This is a genomic window from Allomuricauda sp. M10 (assembly GCF_020782875.1).
In the GTDB taxonomy this organism is placed as follows: domain Bacteria; phylum Bacteroidota; class Bacteroidia; order Flavobacteriales; family Flavobacteriaceae; genus Flagellimonas.
On the sequence record NZ_JAJGBN010000001.1, the window covers coordinates 882,959 to 908,512 of the forward strand.

Annotated in this window: 24 protein-coding genes and 1 tRNA gene; 12 read left to right on the plus strand and 13 right to left on the minus strand. The window is 41.0% G+C overall.

From position 1 onward, the window contains the following. Positions 1-87 precede the first annotated feature (87 nt). Complete coding sequence (locus LKX84_RS04160; RefSeq protein ID WP_228235851.1) at positions 88-942, plus strand: universal stress protein; 855 nt, start codon at positions 88-90, stop codon at positions 940-942. A gap of 62 nt (positions 943-1,004) precedes the next feature. After that, a complete protein-coding gene (locus LKX84_RS04165) occupies positions 1,005-2,186 on the plus strand; it encodes a TlpA family protein disulfide reductase (protein WP_228235852.1) in 1,182 nt (393 codons plus the stop codon). 35 nt (positions 2,187-2,221) lie between these two features. Here the strand turns inward: LKX84_RS04165 and LKX84_RS04170 are convergent, their stop codons facing one another. From LKX84_RS04170 to LKX84_RS04190, 5 genes are all read right to left on the minus strand, one after another. Beyond that, entirely contained in the window at positions 2,222-2,581 is a 360-nt protein-coding gene (locus LKX84_RS04170; RefSeq protein ID WP_228235853.1) for a cupin domain-containing protein, read from the minus strand. A gap of 85 nt (positions 2,582-2,666) precedes the next feature. Next, on the minus strand, positions 2,667-3,455 hold the full coding sequence (locus LKX84_RS04175; RefSeq protein ID WP_228235854.1) for an AraC family transcriptional regulator: 789 nt from the start codon (positions 3,453-3,455) through the stop codon (positions 2,667-2,669). A 110-nt stretch (positions 3,456-3,565) separates the two neighbouring features. After that, on the minus strand, positions 3,566-3,955 hold the full coding sequence (locus LKX84_RS04180; RefSeq protein WP_228235855.1) for a VOC family protein: 390 nt from the start codon (positions 3,953-3,955) through the stop codon (positions 3,566-3,568). Between the two features lie 65 nt (positions 3,956-4,020). Then, positions 4,021-4,395, minus strand: a complete 375-nt coding sequence (locus LKX84_RS04185; protein ID WP_228235856.1) for a DoxX family protein — start codon at positions 4,393-4,395, stop codon at positions 4,021-4,023. A 53-nt stretch (positions 4,396-4,448) separates the two neighbouring features. Beyond that, positions 4,449-4,772, minus strand: a complete 324-nt coding sequence (locus tag LKX84_RS04190) for a hypothetical protein (protein WP_228235857.1) — start codon at positions 4,770-4,772, stop codon at positions 4,449-4,451. A 60-nt stretch (positions 4,773-4,832) separates the two neighbouring features. Here LKX84_RS04190 and LKX84_RS04195 point away from each other — a divergent pair, with 60 nt between their 5' ends. From LKX84_RS04195 to LKX84_RS04230, 8 genes are all read left to right on the plus strand, one after another. Next, positions 4,833-5,816 carry a GlxA family transcriptional regulator gene (locus LKX84_RS04195; RefSeq protein WP_228235858.1) on the plus strand — a complete coding sequence of 328 codons (984 nt, stop codon included), beginning with the start codon at positions 4,833-4,835 and terminating at the stop codon, positions 5,814-5,816. Positions 5,817-6,055: 239 nt separating this feature from the next. Beyond that, positions 6,056-9,061, plus strand: a complete 3,006-nt coding sequence (locus LKX84_RS04200; protein ID WP_228235859.1) for a two-component regulator propeller domain-containing protein — start codon at positions 6,056-6,058, stop codon at positions 9,059-9,061. 70 nt (positions 9,062-9,131) lie between these two features. Continuing rightward, on the plus strand, positions 9,132-9,875 hold the full coding sequence (locus LKX84_RS04205) for a LytR/AlgR family response regulator transcription factor (RefSeq protein ID WP_228235860.1): 744 nt from the start codon (positions 9,132-9,134) through the stop codon (positions 9,873-9,875). 194 nt (positions 9,876-10,069) lie between these two features. After that, on the plus strand, positions 10,070-10,699 hold the full coding sequence (locus LKX84_RS04210) for a hypothetical protein (RefSeq protein ID WP_228235861.1): 630 nt from the start codon (positions 10,070-10,072) through the stop codon (positions 10,697-10,699). A gap of 5 nt (positions 10,700-10,704) precedes the next feature. Then, positions 10,705-12,096 carry a hypothetical protein gene (locus tag LKX84_RS04215; RefSeq protein ID WP_228235862.1) on the plus strand — a complete coding sequence of 464 codons (1,392 nt, stop codon included), beginning with the start codon at positions 10,705-10,707 and terminating at the stop codon, positions 12,094-12,096. Continuing rightward, complete coding sequence (locus LKX84_RS04220) at positions 12,093-12,548, plus strand: hypothetical protein (protein WP_228235863.1); 456 nt, start codon at positions 12,093-12,095, stop codon at positions 12,546-12,548. The genes LKX84_RS04215 and LKX84_RS04220 overlap by 4 nt, the downstream gene beginning before the upstream one ends. A 9-nt stretch (positions 12,549-12,557) precedes the next feature. Then, a complete protein-coding gene (locus LKX84_RS04225; RefSeq protein ID WP_228235864.1) occupies positions 12,558-14,381 on the plus strand; it encodes an OmpA family protein in 1,824 nt (607 codons plus the stop codon). 47 nt (positions 14,382-14,428) lie between these two features. Further along, positions 14,429-15,061: a hypothetical protein gene (locus LKX84_RS04230; protein ID WP_228235865.1), complete on the plus strand. Its 633-nt coding sequence runs from the start codon at positions 14,429-14,431 to the stop codon at positions 15,059-15,061. Between the two features lie 93 nt (positions 15,062-15,154). On the opposite strand, the gene LKX84_RS04235 is transcribed toward LKX84_RS04230, so the two are convergent. From LKX84_RS04235 to LKX84_RS04260, 6 genes are all read right to left on the minus strand, one after another. Then, positions 15,155-16,276: a DUF4932 domain-containing protein gene (locus tag LKX84_RS04235; RefSeq protein WP_228235866.1), complete on the minus strand. Its 1,122-nt coding sequence runs from the start codon at positions 16,274-16,276 to the stop codon at positions 15,155-15,157. Positions 16,277-16,363: 87 nt separating this feature from the next. Continuing rightward, positions 16,364-17,440 carry a helix-turn-helix domain-containing protein gene (locus LKX84_RS04240; protein WP_228235867.1) on the minus strand — a complete coding sequence of 359 codons (1,077 nt, stop codon included), beginning with the start codon at positions 17,438-17,440 and terminating at the stop codon, positions 16,364-16,366. A gap of 459 nt (positions 17,441-17,899) precedes the next feature. Then, a complete protein-coding gene (locus LKX84_RS04245) occupies positions 17,900-18,505 on the minus strand; it encodes a DapH/DapD/GlmU-related protein (protein WP_228235868.1) in 606 nt (201 codons plus the stop codon). Further along, on the minus strand, positions 18,502-18,888 hold the full coding sequence (locus LKX84_RS04250) for a VOC family protein (protein WP_228235869.1): 387 nt from the start codon (positions 18,886-18,888) through the stop codon (positions 18,502-18,504). Before LKX84_RS04250 ends, LKX84_RS04245 begins: the two co-directional genes overlap by 4 nt. Before the next feature lie 172 nt (positions 18,889-19,060). After that, positions 19,061-20,119, minus strand: a complete 1,059-nt coding sequence (locus LKX84_RS04255) for a YebY family protein (RefSeq protein WP_228235870.1) — start codon at positions 20,117-20,119, stop codon at positions 19,061-19,063. A 389-nt stretch (positions 20,120-20,508) separates the two neighbouring features. After that, positions 20,509-20,593 (minus strand) — tRNA-Ser (locus LKX84_RS04260). Positions 20,594-20,768: 175 nt separating this feature from the next. Between LKX84_RS04260 and LKX84_RS04265 the strand changes: the two genes are divergently transcribed. Beyond that, positions 20,769-21,521: a sulfite exporter TauE/SafE family protein gene (locus tag LKX84_RS04265; protein WP_228235871.1), complete on the plus strand. Its 753-nt coding sequence runs from the start codon at positions 20,769-20,771 to the stop codon at positions 21,519-21,521. 25 nt (positions 21,522-21,546) lie between these two features. Further along, positions 21,547-22,746 (plus strand): DegT/DnrJ/EryC1/StrS family aminotransferase, encoded by a 1,200-nt coding sequence (locus LKX84_RS04270; protein WP_228235872.1) that lies wholly within the window; start codon positions 21,547-21,549, stop codon positions 22,744-22,746. 165 nt (positions 22,747-22,911) lie between these two features. On the opposite strand, the gene ribB is transcribed toward LKX84_RS04270, so the two are convergent. Continuing rightward, a complete protein-coding gene (gene ribB / locus LKX84_RS04275; protein WP_410548867.1) occupies positions 22,912-24,051 on the minus strand; it encodes a 3,4-dihydroxy-2-butanone-4-phosphate synthase in 1,140 nt (379 codons plus the stop codon). Then, entirely contained in the window at positions 24,051-25,553 is a 1,503-nt protein-coding gene (locus LKX84_RS04280; RefSeq protein WP_228235874.1) for an LptF/LptG family permease, read from the minus strand. The genes ribB and LKX84_RS04280 overlap by 1 nt, the downstream gene beginning before the upstream one ends. Position 25,554 lies beyond the last annotated feature (1 nt).

Here is a 25,554-nt window from a genome sequence, read left to right on the forward strand (position 1 = left end):
TTGGCGTTCTTGACACACCGGGTTGTTCTGTTGGGGGATAGGACAACCCGGCTTCCCATTGCTACAAACAACTAAAAGAACCTAATCATGAAAACGATTCTATTGCCCACTGATTTCTCAAGAAACGCATGGAATGCCATTGAGTATGCGCTTCATTTTTTTAAGGATGAAAAATGCAAATTTTATGTATTGAATACCTATACACCAGCCTTTTATAGGTTGGACTATCTTTTGGGTGGACCTGCCATGAGTGCCATTCCCGATTTTGGGTTGGATATTTCGTTGGAAGGATTGGAAAACACCCTAAAACGTATCGAAAAGGAATATAGCAACCCCAAGCACACCTTCGAAACAGTTTCATCGTTCAATACCCTATCCGAAGAAATAAAAGAATGCCCTGAACGTAAAAAAGTGGACATGGTGGTCATGGGAACCCAGGGAGCTTCAGGGGCAAAGGAGTTTTTTTTAGGATCGAATACCGTTCACGCGCTGCGCAAAAGTAAGGTGCCAATTTTGGTAGTACCCAATGTGTACAAGTTTGTGCCGATAAAGGATATTCTTTTATCAACAGGATATGAATCCAAATACAAACCTGAAGAATTGGAACCGTTGCTAGCCATCGTGGCAAGGTTCAAGGCAAAACTACATGTCTTGCACGCCTTGGAAGACTTTGAACTTACTCCATCACAAAAGGATAACAAGACTTATTTAAAACAAATATTCAATGTCTTAAAAGACATAATTTTTGTGGACAGTACCGAAGAATACATGCCCAATATTGTGCATGCATACATCGAAAAAAACCAAATCGGACTCGTTGTTATGATGAACAGGAAACATCATTTTTTAGATCAACTTTTGTTACGGCATCATGTGGATATGGTGGGATATCACTCTGATATTCCTTTTTTGGTCTTGCCAGACACCTCTGAAATTTCCTAATAATTTTTTATGACCATTTAGTTTTGCCAATTCAAGCCACTACAGTTACTTATTTTTGTGGAATGAAATACTTTTTTGGATTACTACTGATTCCATTTTTACTGTTCTCATGTTCAGAACAACCAATGATTTCTGGGGATTTAGATTTATCCCACGGCGAAGAATGGAAACCGATGGTGTATTTGATCCGGCCTGAAAATTTTACCCAATTGGGGCAAAGTTTTGTTGGAAAAATCTTGGATTCCTCTGAGGTTGATGACCAAGGCCATTTTCAATTTGCAACAGTTACCAATGTCGAAGGTCCCAATTTGCTGGAAGTGGTTGTTCAGAAAAAGGGTGAACAGTACGCCAATCGGTTGGAGAATGAAAATCCAGAAACGGACAATTATTTTCCAGTAGTCTGGAATCCGGGAGAAACCTTAAAATTGAATGCGGCTATAGATCGCTTCCAATCTTCAGTAATAATAGAAAATCCAACAACAGTCAATGCAACACTTCTTAAACTTCGAGATCTAAAAAAGAACGCTTTTTTAAAATATCAGACTACCCTTGGACAACTCCAAGGAGATGAACAATTGTTGGAACGCGAAAAAGCATTATACGAATACCAATCCGCTTTGATGCGTTTTGCAGATGCCACGAAAGAACTTTTCCCTGCCTTAATGACAATAAAATGGGTAAGCCCCGAAGGAAATTATGAGCGCATTCCTGAATTTTTGGTCGGCCAAAGTCGAAAATGGTCGGCAATATTTCCAAATGAATCTTGGGTTCAAGAATTGGCGGTACTAGCAGATAAAGAAAATCTTCCCATTTTGATCGGGGACCATATTCCTAATCTACAATTTCCGATGCTAGATGGTTCTGAATCCAATTTGAAAACCATATTGGAAGGACAAAAACTCCTTGTGCTGGATGTTTGGGCTTCTTGGTGCGCCCCTTGTAGGCTCGAAAACCGAAATGTGCTGTTGCCCCTTTGGAAAAGGTACCATGATCTAGGCTTTCAGGTGATTGCATATGGCCTGGAAAGTAACCGGGCAGCTTGGGAAAATGCCATCGAAAAAGATGGCGCAAGTCCATGGCTCCATACTTCCCATTTGGAAGGCGACCAAAACCCCGTCATGGATTCCTTGCGAATACACACCATTCCTGCCAATTTCATTTTGGATGGAAGCGGCAAAGTGCTGGCGAAAAATCTTCATGGAGAGGCTTTGGTCGACTTTGTGGCAAATTACTTGGGCAGCTAGCCATTCATAAGATCTCAATTTTAAAACTAAAGGCCTTATTCCCCATCATGTATCAGTATCACTTCTTCAGGTATAGAAAGAAACAAGACACATCCACTTTCTGACCTTACACTGTGTTTACCAGATGGGGGCGTGTACAGATAATCCCCTTGGGATAAGGTCTCATGGTGAATAATGCAACTGCCTTCCAAAACCAAAATTTCTTCCCCGGCCGGGTGTACATGGTACGGATAGGAAGCTCCTTCTTCAAACTTCAATAAAATGGCCTTGGACCGATTTGTGGTTTTGTCAAAATGCAGTGATTTTACAAACACACCGTTGTAATGGATTCCTTTTTCAATCAACGGTAGCCAAGCTAACTGCCCACTATTGGTAATATAGTTCCTAATGTTCATAGTTTTTGATTTTTACATTATGGAACAAAATTCAGCAAGACAACGTCGTTAGAAAATGGAAAATATTGGGTTTAAGATGGAAAATTTAGGATGAGATGCTTGCCACATAGGCCTTTGGCGACATGCCCACGTGATTTTTGAAGAATTTGGAAAAATAGTAGGGGTCTTGAAAACCCAAGGAAAAGGCAACTTCCTTCATATTCAAATTCTCATATTGTAAAATTCGCTTGGCTTCGGAAACTACAAGTCCATAGATGACATTTTGGGCAGTTTTGCCTGCGTGTTGTTTGGCCAACTCGTTCAGCTTTAACTCGGTGGTCTTCAGTTGTGGTGCAATTTCTTTCAAAGATAGATTTTGGTTGAAGTTGTTTCGGACGAACTCCAAAAACTGTAAAAACAACGCATCCGGCTTCCAGATTTCACCGCCGTTGGCAATTTTGGAGCGGTTGGTCTCGAACAGGATTAATTCGATACGGGAATGAACGGATTCTAAATATTGATACGGTTTATCCTGAAGTTCTTGCTCAATTTTTTGAAGCTCACGTGCCAAATCTTCAGTGTGGACAATGGGAATGACCTCGTTGTAATCAAAATGGCAAAAAAGGCTGTTCTGAAAAATCAGTTCAATGTCCTTTTCCGTTTTGCACATATAATCCAAGGTAAAGCTCAACAAATAGCCTTGGGCATTATCCATCTTTTTGAAACAATGGTATTGTCCAGAGGTAATGGTGAGTACCTGGCTTTTGTTTACTGTGATGGTTTTATGGTCAACCTCAATATCAATTTTTCCCTGTTTACACCAAATGAAGAGGTATTTTTTGATGCGTTTTGAGGTAAAATCAACAATGGTTTCAATTCGTTGTATATCAACCATATTAAAAACCTTAAATGGAAATCCCCCAAACTTATCAAATCAAAACTATGATAAGATGCATTTGGGGAATTAATTCATTATGGTGTGCTAAAGACAGCCTGATTAAAAAATTAATTCATGGAATGGATACCGAACATATTGCCTTCGGTATCCATGGCCAAAACGATAAAACCATATTGGCCGATAGATGTTTTGGGTCTAGAAATGGAACCACCTGCAGCTTCGATTTTAGCTTCTTGAATGCTACAATCTTTACTATAGAAATAGACCAAAGTACTGTTGTTTCCGGGTGATACTCCGTCCATTTTCACCAATGCCCCTGAAGCGCGGTTTTCAGAATGCATATCGCTCGGAAAAAAGTACATTTCCATATCGGAGGCTGAATCCGGCATGGGCAATTCTTGGAACTCGTAATCAAAAACGGATTCGTAGAATTTTTTGGCCCGATTGATATTGTCTACATAGATTTCAAACCAAATAACGGGATTTTCATTTTTCATGGATAAAGAATTTATTGGATTTATAGATTATGATGAATAACTGAGAACTAAACGGATGCAATGGATCAAACCAATTGCTTGTATTTGTCCTTGTTCTCGAAAAGAATCCAAAGCAATATGGCCCAAATGACCAAGGAAATAACAAGTCCGCTTGTATCAACCAAGGTGTTCGTTAAAAGTATGCCGACCATGACCGGAAAGATGACCACTGCGCCCAAGGCCCTTGTTTTTGGAATGATGATCAAAATGCCACCTACAATTTCGGCGATTCCGATCAGGGGCATCAACCACGATATTTCCATCAGGGCACCGAAATCCTTTATGATGGCTTCCGACAGGTTTTCCGGTTGTGGCATGTAGTTGAAAAATTTGCTAAATCCGCCGTTGAGCAATAATAATCCGAATAAGATGGATACTACATTGTAAACTTTATTTTTCATGGGTTTTATGGTTTTTAGTGGTTATAAATTAGTTGTAAGCAATCAGATAAGGGTTAATCCATAATGAGTTCAACCTTAAGGTTGAGATTGTTCAGGAATTGTTGTATTTCATGTAGCAAGAAGTTGCCGTCCAAACTCTCTACTCGAAGGATCCGATCGCAATCTTCCAAATCAAAGTTGGCACTCACATTTTTAAAATTTTCATGCAATGCGTTCACGGTCCTTACTGCCGTAGATTCATCTTCTACATTCGTCTTAAAGATTTCTATTGGGTTTGGCCTGTGCATGGTCAGTGTTTGAAAATAATGGTTGTAATTAAAGAACTGATAAGCAAGGTATTGGAGTTTGTTAAAAATCCAACTGTGTCTTTGCGACATTCCGAGGGGTTGATTGCGACAATCTGATTTCATATCTTTTCATCATCAAAAAATGATGTCATGAAACATGTTTCAATCTTGGTTCCGCAAGGGACCATCAGTGTGGTAAATGTGGCGGGGAGCTACCAAATGCTGTCTTGGGTCAATGAATTCTTGCAGCAATCTGGTGGTAAACCATTGTTCGATATTCACCTTGTAGGAATGGATGATAGGAAGGGCTCGCATAAAGGCTTATTCTCCGTACATCATAACCTTACTATCGAGAAAGTCCAAAAAACAGATCTCATCATTATTCCGGCCATTCATGAAAGTTATATGAAATCCTTGGAAGACAACCAGCCATTTATTCCCTGGTTACTCGATAGGTATGGGGAAGGCTCGGAAATTGCGAGCCTTTGTATTTCTTCCTTTTTTTTGGCCTCCACCGGACTTTTGGATGGAAAACCTTGCTCTACCCATTGGCAATCCGCACCCATGTTTCGGGAACTTTTTCCAAATGTGATAATGACGGATGAATGCATAGTGACAGATTCAGGAGGAATTTATACCAGTGGTGGTGCGTATGCGTTCACCAATCTCATTATTTACTTGATCGAAAAATTTGCGGGTAGGGAACTGGCCATTTTGGCCGCCAAAGGATTTATGATAGACATAGACCGGAATAGCCAGACACCGTTCATGATCTTCAAAGGTCAGAAAACTCATCAAGATACCTGCATTTTGAAGGCCCAGGAATTGATCGAACAAAATTATGCTGATAAGATATCGGTAGAAGAGTTGAGCAATGCCGTAGCCTTGAACAGAAGGACTTTTGAACGCAGGTTCAAGAAGGCAACTTCAAATACAGTGCTGGAATACCATCAACGGGTAAAAATTGAAGCCGCCAAAAAAGAATTTGAAAAAGGATATAAAACGGTGAACGAGGTCATGTTCGATGCTGGGTATACAGATCCCAAGGCTTTCAGGGAGGTCTTCAAAAAATACACTGAAATGACTCCCTTTGATTATATGGTCAAATACAAAAGAGAGGCGTTTAGTGCCTAAATCACCATATTTTTACGGTTTGCATGTCACAGCACAGAGACGCACAATTAGTATAGGCAGGGGAGTGGCATGATTATACTACGAATTACTTGCAAGCCACTTGGTCATTATTTCCAACTAACCATTGAATCATGCCAATTACTCATTGTTATGTGGTAAGGCTGGAAAAACCAATACCTTAGTGCCATTGTCTATAGGTAAATGGACAACTTCTGCCATAACTTTCTTATTTTGGATATATGCCAAAACCATCGGAACAACGTATTATTCCACTTCGGGCGCTTTTGATGTGCGTCCTGTTCTTGGGCATTCCCCGTTTATCGGCACAGAGGGTTTTAATGGAAAATTATACCATGGAAAATGGATTGGCTACCAATGTGGTATATGACATTTATCAAGACTCCAAAGGCTTTATGTGGTTTATGACCCGTTTTGGTCTAAGCAGATATGACGGTGCTCGATTCACCAATTTTACCACCAAGGATGGATTGCATTCCAATTTTGTTTCAGCAATGTTCGAGGACTCTAATGGTATACTTCACGTGGCATCAGGTGATAAGTTGCAAACCATCAAAAATGGGAAGGTCGGTCCTAATATATTAACGGAACCTTTGGCCATTGAGGCATTTTTTAAACAACCTGACGGCACCAATATCCTGACTACAGACAATTCTGGGTTGGTTAAATATTCAGAAGGAAAAATCAGTCCGATTACTTCACCCTACCCGGGGCCGAACAGTTCATTGGTGGTGACGCAAAGCGGAAAACTATTGACAGGGGGACATTTTGTGGATAGTGCCCAATATGTATCATCGCTTAAACTTTTCAATTCCAGTGGCAAATTATTGGATTTTGCCCCACCCGGAGCGCCAAACGATGTACAGCAACTATTTTTGGACATACAGGGCAATATTTGGGTTTGTGCCGTTAATGGGTTGAACATACTTTCCCTTGATGATGTAGATGAAGGCCATATTCGGTTTTGCAACCTGCCCATACCCTTTGACCATGCCATTTTAAAAGGAAACGTACAGGATATGCTACAAGATCGGTATGGCAACTATTGGATTGCCACCAATGAAGGGTTGGTGCGTATCGGTGCAAGTGGCCAACTTACCGTTTTTACGGAAACGGATGGCTTGGCCTCCAATAAGGTGCTGAAATTATATGAAGATCAAGGCAACAACCTTTGGGTAGGTACCTTAAAAGGCGTTACTAAAATTTCGTTAGGAGGTCAGTTACAATATTTTACTACTCAAGATGGTTTGGCGGACAATGAGATCCAAAGTGTTTTGGTTTTGAGTGAGGAAGAAATCTTTTTAACGACGACCAATGGCCATCTTCAAAAGTTCAATCCACTGACCATGGCGGTCACCACTTTGGCAACCGTGGCACCTAATAGTTTTTTTAAAATATTGACTACTAACACTGGAGAGCATTTTGTTGCCTTGAACGAGGACTACAGATGGACAGCCAAAAAGCTTTTCAAATTTGACCCAAAAAAGGGTTTCAAGGATGAAGGAATTGCCTTTGACCATGCTTTTTTTAATATGGAAACCGATGGAAGGGGACATTATTTGTTGGCAGGTAATAACGGTCTATTTTCCTATAATCCCAATACGAACGAACAGAAAAATATAGCAGGGATTACCGATAGGGTCAACCAAATTGTATTTGACAAGGAGGGTAACCTATGGGCAGGAATGTGGGATGGCAAGCTGTATCGCGTGGAACTTTTTTATGAGGGAGATGCCATCGAGGCCAAAAAAGACGATTTGACCCATTTGATGAACGGTGCCCGGACCAGTTTGGTGTATGTGGATGCAAAAGGCGATGTTTGGGCGGGATCACGGGATCGGGGTGTGGCCAAGATTTTTAAGAACGTTAAGGGAGAATATCAAAGCTTGCACATGACCCCGGAAGATGGCATAATGGCCCCGTCATGTTATGTTACCGCAGAAGACGGTCAGGGTAGTATTTTTATTGCTTCTCAATTGGGTCTTGATAAACTCTTGCCTGTAGGGGATTCCTATAAAGTATTGAATTTCAGCAAAGAAAATAACTTTTATGATGAGATATGGGATGTAAAGAGAACTGATGACGGTATCTTTTGGGTAGCCACAGCTTCTGGATTGGTACGTTTTGTAGATCAGTTTACAGAGACATTGCCACCTCCTAAGGTACACATCACCCAAATCATCAATAAAGCCGAAAGCGAATCCATCAACCTAAACCCAACCAGTTCAGAAACAGTTATTTTGTCGCACGACCGGGGCAATCTTCAATTCTATTTTGCGGCACTGTATTTTGTGAACGAGAGTGCTGTCAGGTATAGTTATCGGTTGTTGGGAGCTTCGGACGAGAACTGGAACAACCTTACCAATGGTACCACGGTTTCCTACGCTGGTTTACGTCCAGGAAAATATCGATTTGAAGTACGGACTCTTAACTGGAACGATATTCCAGGAACATCGGATGTTTTTGATTTTGAGATCACACACCCATGGTGGACCACTTGGTGGTTTCTAGCCATATCATTTTTGATCATTGTGGGAGTGGTCTATTATTTCATGAAACGGCGGATAGACCATATCAGGTTCAAGGCCCAAATGGAGCAAAGGATCACAGAAACGGAAATGAAGGCATTGCGGGCACAAATGAACCCCCACTTTATCTTTAATTGCATCAACAATATTGATGCTTTGGTTCAAAGCAACGATCGCCACAATGCCACCGTATATTTGAACAAATTTGCCAAATTGCTTCGCAATGTATTGGACAGTTCACAGCAGCGGACTGTTTCGTTGAGCAAGGATATGGAGACTTTGGAACTCTATGTTTCCCTTGAACAATTACGCGACAAAGGCAAGTATGAAGTTTCCATCCATGTGGATAAGAACCTGTTAAACGGTGATTTTCAAGTACCACCATTGATTATACAGCCACTGGTGGAGAATGCCATTGTACATGGCCTTAGGAAAAAAAGGGAATCTGACGGAAAACTGGAAATTTTGGTATCAGGACAGCATCCTTTTGTAAAGTATGTAATCGAGGATAATGGTGTGGGCCGAAATGCCCCAATTGTAAATCAGAACAAAGGCCATAGATCCTATGGCACCCAAATGAGCAGTGATAGAATACGCTTTTTCAATGATGAGGACAATGCTTCCATTGTCATAATAGACAAAGAGGAAAACGGCATTGCTACAGGCACAAAGGTTGAAGTATTATTGAAAGTGGAATAGGTTATTTAAAACAGAATCAATTTATTGTAATGATTTTTAATGTTGTTTATGAAAATTAAATTGAAGGAGAATGCTTAAGGCTGTAATTATTGATGACGAGGAAATGGGACGCATTGCCCTAAGGGAGAAATTGACCCATTATTGTCCTGGTGTGGAGATTGTTGGTTACGCCGAAGATGGCACAACAGGATTACAATTGATTGAAAACAGCAATCCGGAAATCGTATTCCTTGATATTGAAATGCCCATTATGGGCGGATTTGAAATGCTATCGCAATTAAAGGATCAATCGTTTCATTTGATCTTTACAACGGCCTATGACCAATATGCTATAAAGGCCATTCGGTTCGCCGCATTTGATTATTTGTTGAAACCAATAGACATTGAAGAACTGAAACAGGCAGTAAGCCGCATACAAAAGGAAACGATCAAGGATACCCGTAAAAAACTGGAAGTCCTTCAGCATAATCTGCAATCGGAAAGTATAACGGATAAAATTGCCGTTCCAACCTTGGAGGGTTTGTTATTCCTGACCATTGAAAATATGGTTCACTTGGAGGCCGATAGCAACTACACCACCATATACCTATCCAATGGCACAAAGGAAGTGACCAGTCGCACCTTGAAGGATTATGAGGATCTTTTGCCCAAATCCTTGTTTTTTAGGTGTCACCATTCGCATTTGGTCAACTTGAAAACCATAAAACGCTACATTAAGGGAGATGGCGGTCAAATCGAACTTGAAAACGGTCGCTATGTTGCCGTTTCCCGAAGGAAAAAGGACGATTTCCTATCCAAATTCAAATCCTTATAGCCCTTTTTATTGTCATCGGTCAGTATTGAATTTGGCCAATTTACCTAAAAGTTGAATTTCCTTCGGCCCATTTTGTACGCCAATTACAGGATCAAATCAACCAACCGCTCATTCCTATATACATACAATAGGTTTCCATTTTAGATTTGGAGGTGTTCCCTAAAAATTGACCATTAACACCATAAAATTTATACATGATGAAACCATTCTTTTTAACTTTTTTGATCATGGCCATCCTGATTTTTACAGGTTGCGGCGAATCGAAGAAAACAGAAAACACCGAACAGGAACCTGTTGAAGAGGTTGCGGTTACTACACCAACCCAAGACGGCATCGACCTAAAGCAAAATGGAGATTATTCCGCCTTGTTCAACGCCACACAAGAAAATTGTCCTTTAATGACCCCGGCGGAGTTGGAAGCAGCTCTTTCGCTTGCATCAGGTAGCGTTGAAACTGAAGGCTTCGCTTGTTCTAGCAGTATAACTCAAGCCGATGGAAGCAAAGGCCGTTTGGTCATCAATACCGGCAAATTGACGAGTTTGCAAGATGTTAAAAATGAAATTTCCAATTATTTAAAGGACAACTCAGGACTCCTTTCGGCACAAATCAGTGAATCGGGCGATACTTATCTGTGTATCCAAAAGGCAAGGGGTTCGCTATTTATGTTCAATCCCACCAATGAACGGTACGTAAGTATTGGCTATGGATCTAGAGCTGCTGCCATAGTGAACAAAAAGAAGGGCATTGAAACCACACCCGAGGCAACCATGAGAGATCAAGCGATCATCATTGCGAATAAACTTCTGGAAAAATATAAAAAGTAGGCTTTATGGGATCATTCAGACATTTAATACTAGTGGTTATAGGCGTAATGGTCAGTCATGGAGCCTTGGCCCAACCCTATACTTTGGATAAAAAACTCACCCCAATAGAGTTAAAACTGCAAAAAGATACCCGCAAAGGGCACGAAGAAGAAAAGGGCATAGTGTTCTATAACAAGATGGACAGCCTTGTCACGTATCATTATGTAACGGGACATGGCATGTTCCAGATGGTGGACGTACTGGTTTCTAGCATTGATGGGGAGCCTTTAAAGGTAACCTTGGTAAAAGACAATTGGGAAGATGTTCAAGAGCAGCAAAGCACTTCATCGTCTTCTGATGACATCGTCAATTTTAAAGTGAGGTCCTATGGGTCGTTCGGGGTAAAGGTTGAGGCAAAAGAGGAGGGAGCCCTTTATAATATTACCGTTTTGGCCAGTAAACCCATCAAAGCCTATCTAGGAAGTCCTTTCAGAAAAATAAAGGACAGTGAAATGGAGGCTGGCAAAACCACTGAAGTAAGTGGTAGCTCAACTGAAGGTAGTGATAATAAATGGTTGTATATCGCCTTGGGTGTCGCTTTGTTGGTCATTGGCCTTCTGGCTGGAAAATTACTGGGGAAAAATAAAGGCTCAGCAACTTTGATTTTGGTGTTGCTTGGATTTTCATCCATGTCGTTCGTTCAGTCGGGTCCAGAAGGGGCATTCATGACCGTAAAGGAATTTGAGGAATATGTAAAGGACACTAATGCCCAAATGAAAAATTTTGAGGCCTTGCTCAAAATCATAAACGAAAAGGTTCCGGCCAACTGGGATGCCGCCAAGTTTAAGAAAACCACGGAAAGCATCAATAAAAATATTTCAGGAATCATGAAGGCCTGGAGTTCTGCGGCCAAGGTTTTTGATCTCTACCATGGTTTAGGGGAATGTATGAGTGCTACGCCGATACCAGGAGAGCCTAATATTCCATCATTCTGTGATGATGAGCTGGTTGAAGGAGCTGCTGGTTTTGGAGATAACTTGGGAAGTTGCTCCGAATGCTATTATCAGGCACGAACCGAATTCAACAATGTTCGGTATAACCTGGAAGAGTTGGCCACCATATACAGCTGTACCAAGAAATTTACCGATGCAGCCCTGGCTTTTGGTGACAATGCGTCGGGCCTGCATGCCGTAACGGGTTTGGCTTGGCAGAACGAAAGGCGCGGAATTGAAAAATCCATTACCGATTTGGAAAGTGCCTATGATAAAAAATATGCCGAATTCATGCAACGGTTGGCCGATGCCATGCAGCAACTCAATATATGCGAGGCCAAATTTGGTGTAGAGGATTGGTATGACCGTTTTGGATTTATCTATTATGAATTCATGAAGGATAAATACAAGCGGAAAAAATCATGATAAAACCCTTTTTCCTGTTTGGTGGATGCTTTGTAGCGTTGCTTGGTTGTGTTGGAAGAGGAGATTCCCAATTTGCTACTAACCTTACATTTGATGAGGTACAGGGCATTGTTTTTATCGAAAGGCAAGATGGCAATTTGGACAGTCTCCATAATCCTGCTCCTGACGAAGGGGAATTGGATTTAGTGGAACTTTCCCCGGATAACCGCATGGTCCTGCTCACCGTTACCACCGGAGACGGAGGTAGGGCATGGGTTTATCAGGTTGGGAACTCGGAATGGCACGAAATTGAAGGTGGCTTTGGACTTGGTGAAATGGGTTGGCTAAATGACGGCCGAATTGTATTGCACCAAGGATGTGTTTTGGCAACCCAATGCAAAAAGCTGGAGTCAAAAAGTGCCGATGCTCCATGGGTCATGGAGGTAGTGGAAGATTTAGGAAAAAACGAATAAAAAATAACCATGTCAAAATCCCTATCCAAACTTCTTGTACCATGCTTATGCTGTCTGGTATTCAGTTGCTCCCAAGGGAAAAAGGAAGAAAATAAAGAAGAGGTTACAACGGTATCCCCCAACAAGGAAACGGTCCCAAAACCACAAAGTGATATTTTGGATTCCAAACCACCTGGAGATGGCGTCCTTGATGTGAACCTTAGTGACCCAAACCAAATGGAGGTATTTTTCAGGGCACTTCAAACCGATGATGCCGTACTCGGTCTTTTTGAGGAGAAACTTAAAAAAGGAGGGTTTTCCGAGGTGGAACTTCTCGAATTGAAGCATCGAATATCAACCTCCGATGTGGTAGTGGAATCAAAACAGATATCGGGTAATAATTCTGGGGATGCCGTAAAAAGAACGGCGCAAAACCTGTTCAAGACCGTTGCCAAAGGTACCGACCAGGTAATGCAGCGGGCCAACCCGAATGCCAGAAAGGTGGAAGATCTGATCAATGAACGGCTGGCACTCATCAACCAGAAAACTGTTTACAATGCCAATGCCACGGAAGACTTGGCAAAAGCCAAAATGCTTGATTTGATGGGCAGCGATGAAAGCCTTCTCTATGAAAAGATGACCCAAGCGGGAATTTATAACGCTTATGGGTTAAGGGAAGCTCAGGAAATCATTGCTAGGACAGAGAATCCAGATAGTATGGCAACGGCGATGGCCAGTTATTTGAAAATGACGGAAAAGGAAATTCAATTGCTGGAAAAGGTGCCTTCCTTTGAGCGCTATTTGAACGAACGGGAAGCACGGGATAACCAAGCTGCAAAGTTGGACTCAGAAGTTGAAAACCATCTTAAAAGTGGCAAAGCATCGGAAGCCTTCACCAAAATGTTGAATCATCATACCAAAATAGCAAGCTTGAATGCCAAATCCGTATTGAATAAATCAAAAAAGGCCCGTGCAGAGTTCCAAAAGCTCAATCCAACCTGGGATAGCAAGGATGAAGCCGTGGGCAATACCTATTTGGACGAAAAGGGAAATGTAGTGTTTCTCCCTTTGGGAAAAATCTCGTTTGCCGACCGCGTGGTGAGTCATAATCCCGGATTTCCAAAAGGGGGATTTTCCCAGGGATCTCTTGGTGAACCCGATCTCCCCAAGGATTTGGGCAAGTTCGATGCTCGATTTTGCAGTATAGGTATTGGCGGGGTACTGGTACTTGAATTTACCGATAATGCCCTGACCGATGTTAATGGTCCCGATCTTTTCATTTTTGAAATTGGCAAGGTGGAACCCACAGTATTGGAAATTTCCAAAGATGGTACCGAGTGGATCCATGTTGGGGAGATTGAAGGAGGAACGGCCATGGTGGATATCCATGAATTTGTAAAACAAGGTGAGACCTTCACCTTTGTTCGGTTGACCGATTTAATGACCGAAAGTGGTATTCCTGGTGCCGATGTGGATGCCGTTGCCGCAATAGGGGGTGCCATTCGTTTGCAATTGGACAGTTCGGTTTTGTTCGAGTTTGGAAAATTTGAGCTGAAACCTGAAGCCGAAGCATTGCTATCGGAGCTTATCCCTCAAATTGAACAACTGGGAAAAGGGACTATAGTGGTGGAAGGGCACACTGACAATATTGGTAATGCAGCTTCGAACAAAAAACTGTCGGAACAAAGGGCCCAAAGTGTCAGCAACGTACTAAAATCCTTAATGAAGGAATCAGCGAGTAACTTTTCCTGGCAAACCAAAGGTTTTGGGGATTCACAGCCCGTTGCCCCAAACAATACGGAGGAAAATCGGCAAAGAAACCGAAGAGTGGAACTGTTGATTTTGCCTAAATAACGAGAAGATTGATTAAAATGTAAACAATTGATAATTAATAGGATAAAATGAAAAAATCAAACCTCATAATTTGTTTGGCCTCACTTCTGATTTGGATATCCTGTAAGAACAATCCTGAAGCTCAAAATATTGAAAAGGATAATCCGAAGGCGGAAAGTGCAACCAAAACATCCATTCCAACAGAAACCATGATGGGGACGGTTAATGATATAAAGGTAAATGCAGAGGCCCTAAGAAATACAAAACCGATTTCCAAGGAAGTGTTTAAGGCATGGCTGCCGGATGAATTATTGGGTATGCGGCGCACTGGCTATACCTTGGGGGCCATGGTGATGGGTGAAATAGCTTCAGTGGAAGCAAATTATGTATCGGCGGACAATGTTCGTAAACTGAAAGTGGAAGTGATGGATTGTGCAGGGGAGATGGGAGCATCAGTAGCTATGGCGGCCCAAGTAACCTTGGCTTCGGATTACGAGGAGGAAAGCGAGACCAAAAGGAAACGTACCCTTACCAAAAATGGAGTACGTGCCGTTGAGGAATACCAAAAAAAGAAAGGGAATACCATTTTGGAATGCCTTGTAGAAAGTCGTTTTTATGTAAAAATTACAGGTGAAAAAATGGAGCCTGATGATGTTTGGGAAGCCCTTGCGGCCCTAAAGGCAGAAAGTCTGATTGAATAAGGTGACCAAAAATTTATTAAAGCATCAATAAGAAAATCCAAACAGATTGTATGCTTCGTGAAAACCATTAAACTGGCTCGGCTCCGGATGCATTTACATTTTTGAAAGAATCAACAATACATTTGCAACAACGTCATCGTATTTTTCGTATTCGCCACGATCGTATCGGTATAATTCATCCAGAATAACAGGAATGTATTTAAAATTCCTTTTGGTGATGTATTCAATTTTTAATCGTTCGGCACTTTCCGGATTGCTAATTTTTTCCGCGATGAAGATTTCTCCCGCCCGTACAAAATGTTCATATAAGCAAACTCTCCAGGTATTATAGCCTTGATCATTCATTGCCTGTTTTAAGGTGGGAAACAAGTGTTCCGACGCTTGGAACAAAGCCTCAGGTTGTTTTGCGACAATAGGGTTTATGAAGGAATGGCCAAATTCATGTATGGTCAACTCGTTTAGTTTTTCCTTGTGGGTGAAACCCATGTTGAGATTACTCTCATTCTCAAAATCTTGAAAATCCACTGCGCCGAACACACTATAAATGTTATCCTTTATTTTGATGCCAAATCCCATGCCCTTCGGAATGGTCAAACTGGGCACCAAGTGGTAGGATGAAAAAGCGTGTTTATAGAATTTTTCCATCGTTTCCACAAATCCTTTGTTGGATACATTGATAAAGACCTCCTCCTTTGCCCTTTCATAAAAGGGATTGGACGTTTTCATGTACAAATCCAAATTGATTTCCTCCGAAAAAGCATTTAATCCATCAAGAAAAATCCGGGCATTTCTTAAAGCTTCTTCCTTGTTTTTTTCCTTTGAGAAATTGATATAGTATCCCACATCAAGGGAATCGGTGATCTTGGCATTGGGCACATCAGCCAGTTGCAATAAAAAGGCGGATAGATAATCCAACCATAAATGGTCCGCCACCCCGAACGCTTTGTTCAAATGTTCACTTTGGGCAAAATGCCCAAATTTCTTGTAGATATCATAACCGTAGCTGTGCCATTCCATTTTTGGTATGGTCCTGCCATCTACCACCACCGTTTTGTTTTCAATATCTACACCTTCAAACCCGATAAAGTACCCTATTCCGAGTAGTTCTATGTTTTTGTTTATTTCAATTTGTATTTCATGGTCATTGCCTGATTGTGCCATCGAGGCAAGAGGTAATAGGAAAACTGTAAAAAGGATTGCGAATCGTTTCATCATTTTTTTTTTGACAAATCAAAGGCGATTTTAGGACAATATCGCCTACATGAATGTTTTAGGACGTCCAGAAACGTGTTTTCGCACGCATTATTTTTTAAGAAAGTCCGAAGGATTTTTCCCGGTTTGGGCCTTAAAGGATTGGTTAAAAGTTGATTTGGAACTGAAACCCACATCCATCGCTATCCCCAATAGGCTCTTATGTGCTTGTTTCGGGTCCTGGATCTGATCAATGGCCTCCTTTACCCTGAATTGGTTCACAAAATGTCTAAAAGTTGTTTTGTGATAGGAGTTGATCAGTTCTGAAAGATATCGTTCAGGAAGATGCAATTGTTCCGCTACTTGCTCCAAGGTCAATTTCGGTTGAAGGAATAACTTATCCACTTCGAACAAGTGGTTCAGTCGTTCCAGTTCCTTTGCATCATCAAGGTTTGGATAGCTGTTTCTCTTATTTTGAGATTTCACAAATTCCGGAACATCAAAAAATTTGGGCTGAAAGTACCCTAAGTATCCTAAAATGAAAATGAATAAAAGTATCAAGGTTTTGATGACTTCAAACACTTCTATCTTGAAAAAGGATTGAAGGATCCATAACAGCGTCAGTAAAGAAAAAACTCCAAAGAACAGATACAATTTAATGAGCGGACGGGAGCCAGTTCTTCCCGGATGACCCTTTAATTGAAGGGTCAGGCCAAATAGAGTCAAGGCGAAATACACCAACACTGAGACCATCCCGATTACGGGAAGAATTTCCGTCAAGAAGAACCAAAAGGGGTTTTTGATCAAATGAATGTCGGTTCCCCAAATCTTATTGGAGTAAAAGGCGAAGGCGGCCAGCAAAATCTCTACGCATGCGGGCACAAAATACAGCACATGCTTCTTGCTGAACCGAAAAGATGCCTTTGTGCTGGCCTTCAGAAAAAAGAGAATGGCAGGTGGCAAGATCAAATAGGAACCCAAGATCCAAAAGGGAAACAGATGTTTTGTGCCATGGTAACCAATGGTCATGGCCCAGGCGTTCAACATTTCCAAAGTCAAAACCAGGATTATCCATCCCAAAAAGAAATTGGACCATCTTTTTTTGACAATGGTAGAAATTAAGCCCAAACTTAAAAGGATTCCCTGGCCTGAAATCAACAAAAGGACGATCTGTTCAAAATTTTTCAACGAAGGGCTTGTTTATGATTGACTTAGGTTGCCTTTTAAAATGTCAATGTTTTTATGTAATGGTGAGGTTCCATGGAGCATTTATGGTAATTTAAACATATTTCCATGCAATCACTAATGTTAATGGGGCTTTTACCTACCAAAGATTTCAGATTGGTAAAATGTGATGACCGGAGAGTGTTTAAGGGTTATGAATTGTCATCTTCATTACAGGGGCTATATTGGAAAACAATATTAATACCAATTTGTACTAACCATTTTCCGGAAATTTAAGGACTTACACCCTTAAGCGGACATGAAAAGAAGATTTTTTTGGCGCTAACGGTACAGCTATGAGTAGTGCGGGATTTTAAGCCCTAACTATTCGGTTTGGTACCGACCTTTGTTTTTGTGTTTATACTTTCATTTTATCACTTTCGCACCAATTGTTCATGGCCATTGTTGTGCGTTTAGCTTTTGTCATTGTATTTGTTCAATTAATTCAAGTCGTTTTACAATGCTGTTTTTTTCTAAAATTGTTCCTGGTGATAAAACTGCATTTGCTCCAATTTTGGAATTGTCGCCAACCAACGAACCAAATTTTTCAGTTTTGGTGTCAATGAGTCGATTGTTGTGTTTTATAAAAATTCGCTTGTTATGTCTTTCGTTGTAGTGATTTGCACACAATGAACCTGCCTCAAAATTTATGTTTTGTCCAAGAATGCTGTTTCCAATGTAGTTGAAATGGGCAACAGCCGTTCGGTCAAAAAGCATGGACTGTTTTATTTCAGAACCTGGTCCAATCGTTACGGAGTTGCTCAAAAAAATCGGTCCTCGCAAATAGGCGTGAGCACCGATAAAACAGTTTTCGGAAATGATGATTGTTCCCTTTAATGTTACACCTTGTTCAATGGTTGCTGTCTTGTGAATAGCAATGTTGTTTTCTATTTTGTAGTCACTGTCTAATGTTTTTATGTATTGTAGCAATATGTTGTCTAAGTTGTCAATGATTTGCCAAGGTTGCAAATTGTTGCCTTGTAATAATGCAAGTTTCGGATTTTCTATGTATTGTTTTAAGTCTATCATAGTTCGTAAAACTCAACTGGTAAATTGTCTGGGTCGGAAAAAAACGTGAATTTTTTGTTTGTGTATTCGTCTATGCGAATTGGCTCTGTTATGATGTTTTTTGATGTCAAAAATAAAATTGCTTTTTCAATGTCTTTCACTCCAAAAGCAATATGTCTTAATCCTGTTGCTTCGGGTCTTGTCGGTCTTTGTGGTGGATTAGGAAAAGAAAAAAGTTCAATTATGTATTGTCCGTTAAGCGAAAGGTCAAGTTTATAAGATTGTCTTTCTTGTCTGTAAACTTCATTGTCAATTTTAAAACCTAAAATGTCCGTATAAAACTGTTTTGATTTTTGGTAGTCAGTACAGATTATTGCGATATGATGTAATTTTTCTATTTGCATTTTGTCAGTGTAGCGATACCTTTTTAAGCTGACGTACAACGGTCTTGTATAACCGTCAGTTACGCGTTTGTATGCGTTAATTTTCGGTTTGGCACAGACTTTAACAATTCCGAGTGGATTCTAGCCTGCCCTGAGCGCAGTCGAAGGGTGGTCGAATCCGCCGTAATTGCGGTTATATATTGTTGTGCTTAGTGCTTTTTTCATTTCCTAATTCCAGAGCCATTTGTATAAAATCAGAGATGCTTTTTCCTAAAATAGCCATTCCTGCATCGTGAGGGTTTTCTAATTTATACCGTCCTTTTGCTGAACCATTTAGTGCATAGTCAAATCCGTCTATTGTAACAATACACCAATGATTTTGTCTACACTCTATAATAACTTCGTCAACATAAAAAGGCCAATCTCCATTATATTCTGATTTTAAGATTTTCTTTGATATGTATTCAGGATTCACATTCCGTTGAATCTCGTCTAACATTGTTCTTTTGTGAACTTTTTTTGGTGCTTCCTTATATTTTGTGGTTTGACTTCGATAATCCTTCTTTCCAAAATCTTTTTCATATAACATTCCAAAATCGAAAAACGTAGAAGCCGATAGTTGCAAGCCTTGTTGCCCTAAACATTTAAAAATAAATTGTCTTGAAATTGCAGAAATGAACTTTTCAAATACAATGATTATATAGGTAGATATTTTTTGATAAACTTCGTGACTCAAATTAAAATCCATTAATTTTTCATAATCTTTTAAGTCAAGTACTTTGTTTTCAAACTCTTCCCATAACTTTTTCGTATTTACTCCAATTTGTGCATTATCGGTAATCAAATCGAAATTATGATATCTTGCTAATTTACCGAACTCGGAAAGTATAAAAAGAAGCTCTTTTAAATCCGAGTTCGCTTGTATAAATTCATTGTCTAAATCAAACTGAGGTCTATTGAAATCAAAATAATAATTGTCGATAATTTCCTTTAGCAGTTTTTCTAAATCGTGTCCTAAGTTTTTGAGATACCTAAAGTTTGGAAGTTCTTGGTGTTTATGGAAATAACCCAAGCAAATGTAGGCTTTCATGAATCTCTCAAACCCTTGTGATAAAAGTTGAAAAGGAAGAAAGTAAAAATCGTTATTGAGATTGATATTCTGAAGTTCACCAAAACCTAATTTAATCAACTTGTCAGAGGTTTCAAATTCCTCCAAAAGTGCAAAATATTTTATGTTCTCAATTTCTGACATTCTGTTTTTTCTGCATTAAGCACAACTTGTTTATAGAAACGTAAAATACATCTCTATACACCCAAAATAGAAATAAAACCGATGATTTGGGTTGTTTTCTATATTAAATCTCAAACTCATCAAATGGATTTTTTATTTTGTCTAGACTTGTGGTGCTAACATGAGTCGCGGGCCATGTATTTATTCAGTAAATCAATCATCCGAATTGGAACATACCTGTCCTTGGGGCCTTCGGTGGATTTATGTGCATAAACAGTTGGCTGGGAAAGTAAAATAGGGAAGAATTTTAAATAACAATTTCTAGCTTGAAATAAAATGACCAGTTCTGTCAACTAGATTGTCAACCAAAAAATAAAAGCCCCTAAAAAGGGGCTTTTCACGTCATTAAGCGGAGAAAGAGGGATTCGAACCCCCGGAGGTGTGACCCTCAACAGTTTTCAAGACTGCCGCATTCGACCACTCTGCCATTTCTCCAGTAAAAAAGAAGGTCTGTTTTCAAGATTGCCGCTCCCGATAGCTATCGAGACGACCACTCTGCCAATCCTCCTAAGCGGGTGCAAATATATAAAGCTTTTTCCTTCTGTGAAAAACCAAAGCATTTTATTTTTTATGGACCACAAAATTCAACTATTGCCTGTACTTTTGCGCCATGTTGGAATGGTACCATTATTTGCTCCTCGTTGCAGTCGGTTTTGCGGTTGGTTTTATCAACACAGTTGCAGGAGGTGGCTCGCTCCTTTCATTGCCAACCCTTATTTTTTTGGGACTCCCGGCCGCCGTAGCCAATGGTACCAATAGGGTGGCCATAGTGATCCAAACTGCCATGGCCACAGCAGGATTCAAAAGCAAGGGCATCTCCACTTTTCCTTTTAATGTGTATTTGGGTATTGCCGCCTTTTTAGGTTCCTTGATCGGGGCATGGATTGCAGTGGACATCAATGGGGAGACATTTAATCGGATTTTGGCCATGGTGATGGTGGCGGTGGTGCTCATCATCATTTTTAAGCCCAAAATGCGGTTGGAGGACATGCAGGAACGCCTCACTGGTAAATATCTGTGGATAAGCCTGATCGTTTTTTTTGGTTTTGGCATCTATGGAGGATTCATCAACGCCGGACTTGGCTTTCTGATGATGCTGTTCACACATTACATCAACCGGATGAATCTAGTACGGTCCAATGCCACCAAGGTAACGGTGGTATTTATCTATATGTTGGCAGCATTGGCAGTATTTGCCTTTCATGATAAGGTCAATTGGAAAATCGGGTTAATTTTGGCCATAGGCAACGGATCGGGCGCTTGGGTGGCAAGTCGGTTTTCAGTGCAAAGAGGCGATGGGTTCATCAAGACTTTTCTGGTTGTCGCTGTGGTAATCATGGCCATAAAACTTTGGTTTTTTTAAGTCGAATTAAAATTGAATAACAAGAATGCCGGGATTTGAACTGTTTGGGGATAAGGAACGAAAAGAAGTGCAGGATGTATTGGATTCGGGAGTGCTCATGCGCTACGGATTTGATGGTATGCGAAATGGTCATTGGAAAGCCAAGGAATTGGAAGCGGCCCTTGCCAAACGCATGCAGACCCAACACGTACATTTGGTGAGCAGTGGAACCGCGGCCTTGACCGTGGCCTTGGCCAGTGCAGGAGTTGGAGCAGGGGATGAGGTCATCATGCCCACCTTTACTTTTGTGGCCAGTTTCGAGTCCATTTTGGCATTGGGAGCCATTCCTGTCCTTGTTGATATTGATGACACCCTTACCCTGGATCCTTCGGCAGTTGTAAAGGCCATCGGCCCGAAAACCAAAGTGGTAATGCCCGTGCATATGTGCGGTTCCATGGCCAATTTACAGGCGTTGAAAGCCATTTGCGACAAACACAACTTATTGCTTTTGGAAGATGCTTGTCAGGCTATCGGGGGAACCTACCAAGGCAAGCCGTTGGGAAGTTATGGCGACCTTGGCTGTTTTTCCTTCGATTATGTGAAAACGATTACTTGTGGGGAAGGTGGCGCCATCATTACCAATAACGAAGCATATTACGAAAATGCCCATCAATATTCCGATCACGGTCATGACCACATTGGGAACGACCGCGGAGCGGAGCAGCATCCTTTTTTGGGATACAATTTTAGGATCTCCGAATTGAATGCCGCTGTTGGTTTGGCGCAACTTTCCCGATTGGATGAATTTCTTTCTATCCAAAAAAGAAACTATACCCTTTTAAGGGAGGCGTTGTCCCAAATTCCAGAAGTGTCTTTTAGAAGAGTACCAGAAGGTGGAGAGGAAAACTATTCCTTTCTGAGTTTCTTCCTTCCTTCGGAAGAGCTAACACAAAAAGTCCATAAAGCTTTGGGAACAAATGGAGTGGATGGTTGTTTTTATTGGTATTCCAACAATTGGCATTATTATAAAAAATGGGAGCATCTAACCCAATTGAAATCACTGGGGAATTTACCGCAAGAAGTTAAAAATGCACTTCCGGATTATTCAAAAGCAGATTTTTCGGCTTCTGATCATTGGATGGGCCGAACGATTTCTTGTCTTATCAAATTAAGTTGGTCCGAAAAGGAAATGGAGGAGCGAGCCTCGAAAATGGTTTCTGTTATCCAAGAGTCACTTTTCAATTGACAATAACCAATAAACAATTTTCAATTGTCATGCTGAACGCAGTGAAGCATCCCAATGAATCCCTGTTTTTAATCAAACGGATTTACCTGTCATGCTGAACGCAGTGAAGCATCCCAATGGTTTCATTGCATTTTGCTGTCATGCTGAACGCAGCAAAGCATCTCATCAATAATTCACATACTCCACAATCTCCAGACCATATCCCACCATCCCAACACGGCGGGTGTGGGCAGAATTGCTCAAAAGTCGGATTTTGGAAATATTGATGTCATGGAGAATTTGGGCACCAATGCCAAAATCCTTACTGTCCATATCAATTTTAGGGGCACTGGTCACCCCTTGAGCCTGCAGTTTTTTGAATTCGGACAATCGGTTCAGCAGGTTCATGGATTGGTTACCTTGGTTGATAAAGATGATGGCACTGTTTTCTTCAGCATTCAAGACTTTGAACATGCGCTGAAGGGCTTCATCAGGGTTATTGGTCAAGGTTCCCAACATATCGTTGTTCACCAAGGTAGAATTGATGCGGGTCAACACGGGTTCACCGGTTTTCCAATTTCCTTTTAAAAGGGCAATATGCACTTGATCATTGGTGGTTTGTTGATAGGCCCTCAAACGAAATTCCCCAAAACGGGTTTTAATGGTAAAGGCTTCCTTAAGTTCAATGAGGCTATCATGTTCCATTCGATAGGCAATCAAATCCTCAATGGAAACAATTTTCAGGTCAAATTTTTTGGCAACCTCCATCAATTGGGGCAATCGTGCCATGGTGCCATCTTCGTTCATGATCTCTACAATGACCCCGGCGGGTTCCAAACCGGCCAATCGAGCAAAATCTATGGCAGCTTCGGTATGCCCAGTCCTTCTCAACACGCCACCTTCTTTCGCAATTAAAGGAAAAATGTGTCCAGGTCTACCCAAATCATGTGCTTTGGTAATAGGATCGGTCAATGCCAACACAGTCTTGGCCCTATCAGCAGCGGAAATACCCGTGGTAACACCATTACCCCTTAAATCCACAGAAACGGTAAAGGCCGTTTCCAATGGATCGGAATTGTGGGCAACCATTTTATGAAGACCGAGTTCCTTGCATCTTCCTTCCGTTAAAGGGGCACAGATAAGACCACGCCCATGGGTAGCCATAAAATTGATGGTCTCTGGGGTGATCAACTCAGCAGCGGCGAGAAAATCACCTTCATTTTCCCGATTTTCATCATCCACCACAATGATCACCTTGCCCTGACGGATGTCTGCTATGGCTTCTTCTATGGCATTCAGTTGAATTTTTTTGTCTTTGGTGGCCATCATTCCTCTGAATCTTTTTTCTTTCTTTTAAAAATGGATTTTATTCCATCCAATATATTTCCGAACCCGAACAATCCTTTATCCGCAGTGGCCCTTTTGGTCAAAGAAACACCCAAGGGTAACATGATCAAAGTGGAAAGCCAGGCTCCCAGAGCTGGGTGAATATTGCCTTCCTTGGCATAATTACCGGCAAATACCCCAATAAAATAATAGGTCAAAAATAAGACAATGGCTATTACCATGGGCAAACCAAGTCCACCCTTACGGATTATGGCCCCTAATGGCGCCCCAACGAAGAACAGAATGATACACGAAAGTGCCAGGGCATATTTTTGGTGCAGGGATAGGATGTGGCTGTTGTAGAACTTAAATCTGGTCTGTAGCTCGTCCTTTTTTGCGATTACAGTGCTGAGAATACCGGCAACATCGTTCTGCGCTTTTTTCATGACCTGCAATTGTTCCCACACCTCGAGGTTTTTCACCAAATCCTCAGTACTTTTTATGGAATCCTTATTGATTTTTTTTTCTTTTTCTGAAACGATTAGCTCTGGACCATTCTTTTGTTCCGTGCTGTCCGCCTTGGCAAGAATTGGGAAGGCACCCATTCGGTTTACGATATTTTTAGAAAAAGCTTCCACTTTTTCCAGGTTGTTTTCACGAAGCGAGTCGATATCCTTGATCAATCGGCTCACATTCTTCATCTTATTGGTGGTGATGTTCTGATCTTCTTCCAGATCTTGGTCGTTGAGTTCAGATATATCGATATTGATGGTATAGGTTTCAAAATCCGATTTGGCAAAAGGTTGCTTTCTGCGTTCTTTGGCATCTTTTGGGACCAATTCTTCGTAATAATTTCCATCCTTAAGAACGAGTTGGATAATGTCCGAAGTCTCGCTACTGATAAGTTCCCCGGATTTCGCCTTGATCACCGTGGTGTTGATGCCTTGGTTCGATTTTTTATGAATGATCACATTTTCCAAAAAACGATCCTGTTCCCCATGTTTTCGGTCCACTTTAATGTTCATCCCCTGTGCGGTGCCTTCAAAATCACTGAAAACCCCTTCGGTAATGGCGGCTGCGGGTTTTACCTTGGCAATGTTCCGCCTGAGGTTGAACATTTTTTGCTCCGATTTCGGTATGACATTATTGGCGAAGAAAAAGGTGACCACGCCCAAAAAGAGCACGAATACGATCAAACTTCGCATACCTCGTTGCAATGAAATACCCGAAGCCTTCATGGCAGCAAACTCGTAGTTTTCTGCAAAGGTTCCAAAAGTCAGAATCGACGAAAGCAGTACCGTGAGGGGTAAAACCTTGTCGATCAGGGTGGGGATAAAATAAAAGATGAATTTGGCAATGATCACTATACCCAGACCTTTCCCGGCCAAATCATCAATGAACAGCCATATTCCTTGAAAAATGAATATGACGATCAAGATGAAAAAGGAACTGAAGAAATTATAAAGGAACCTCCTTAATATATACTGGTCTAGTATTTTCAAT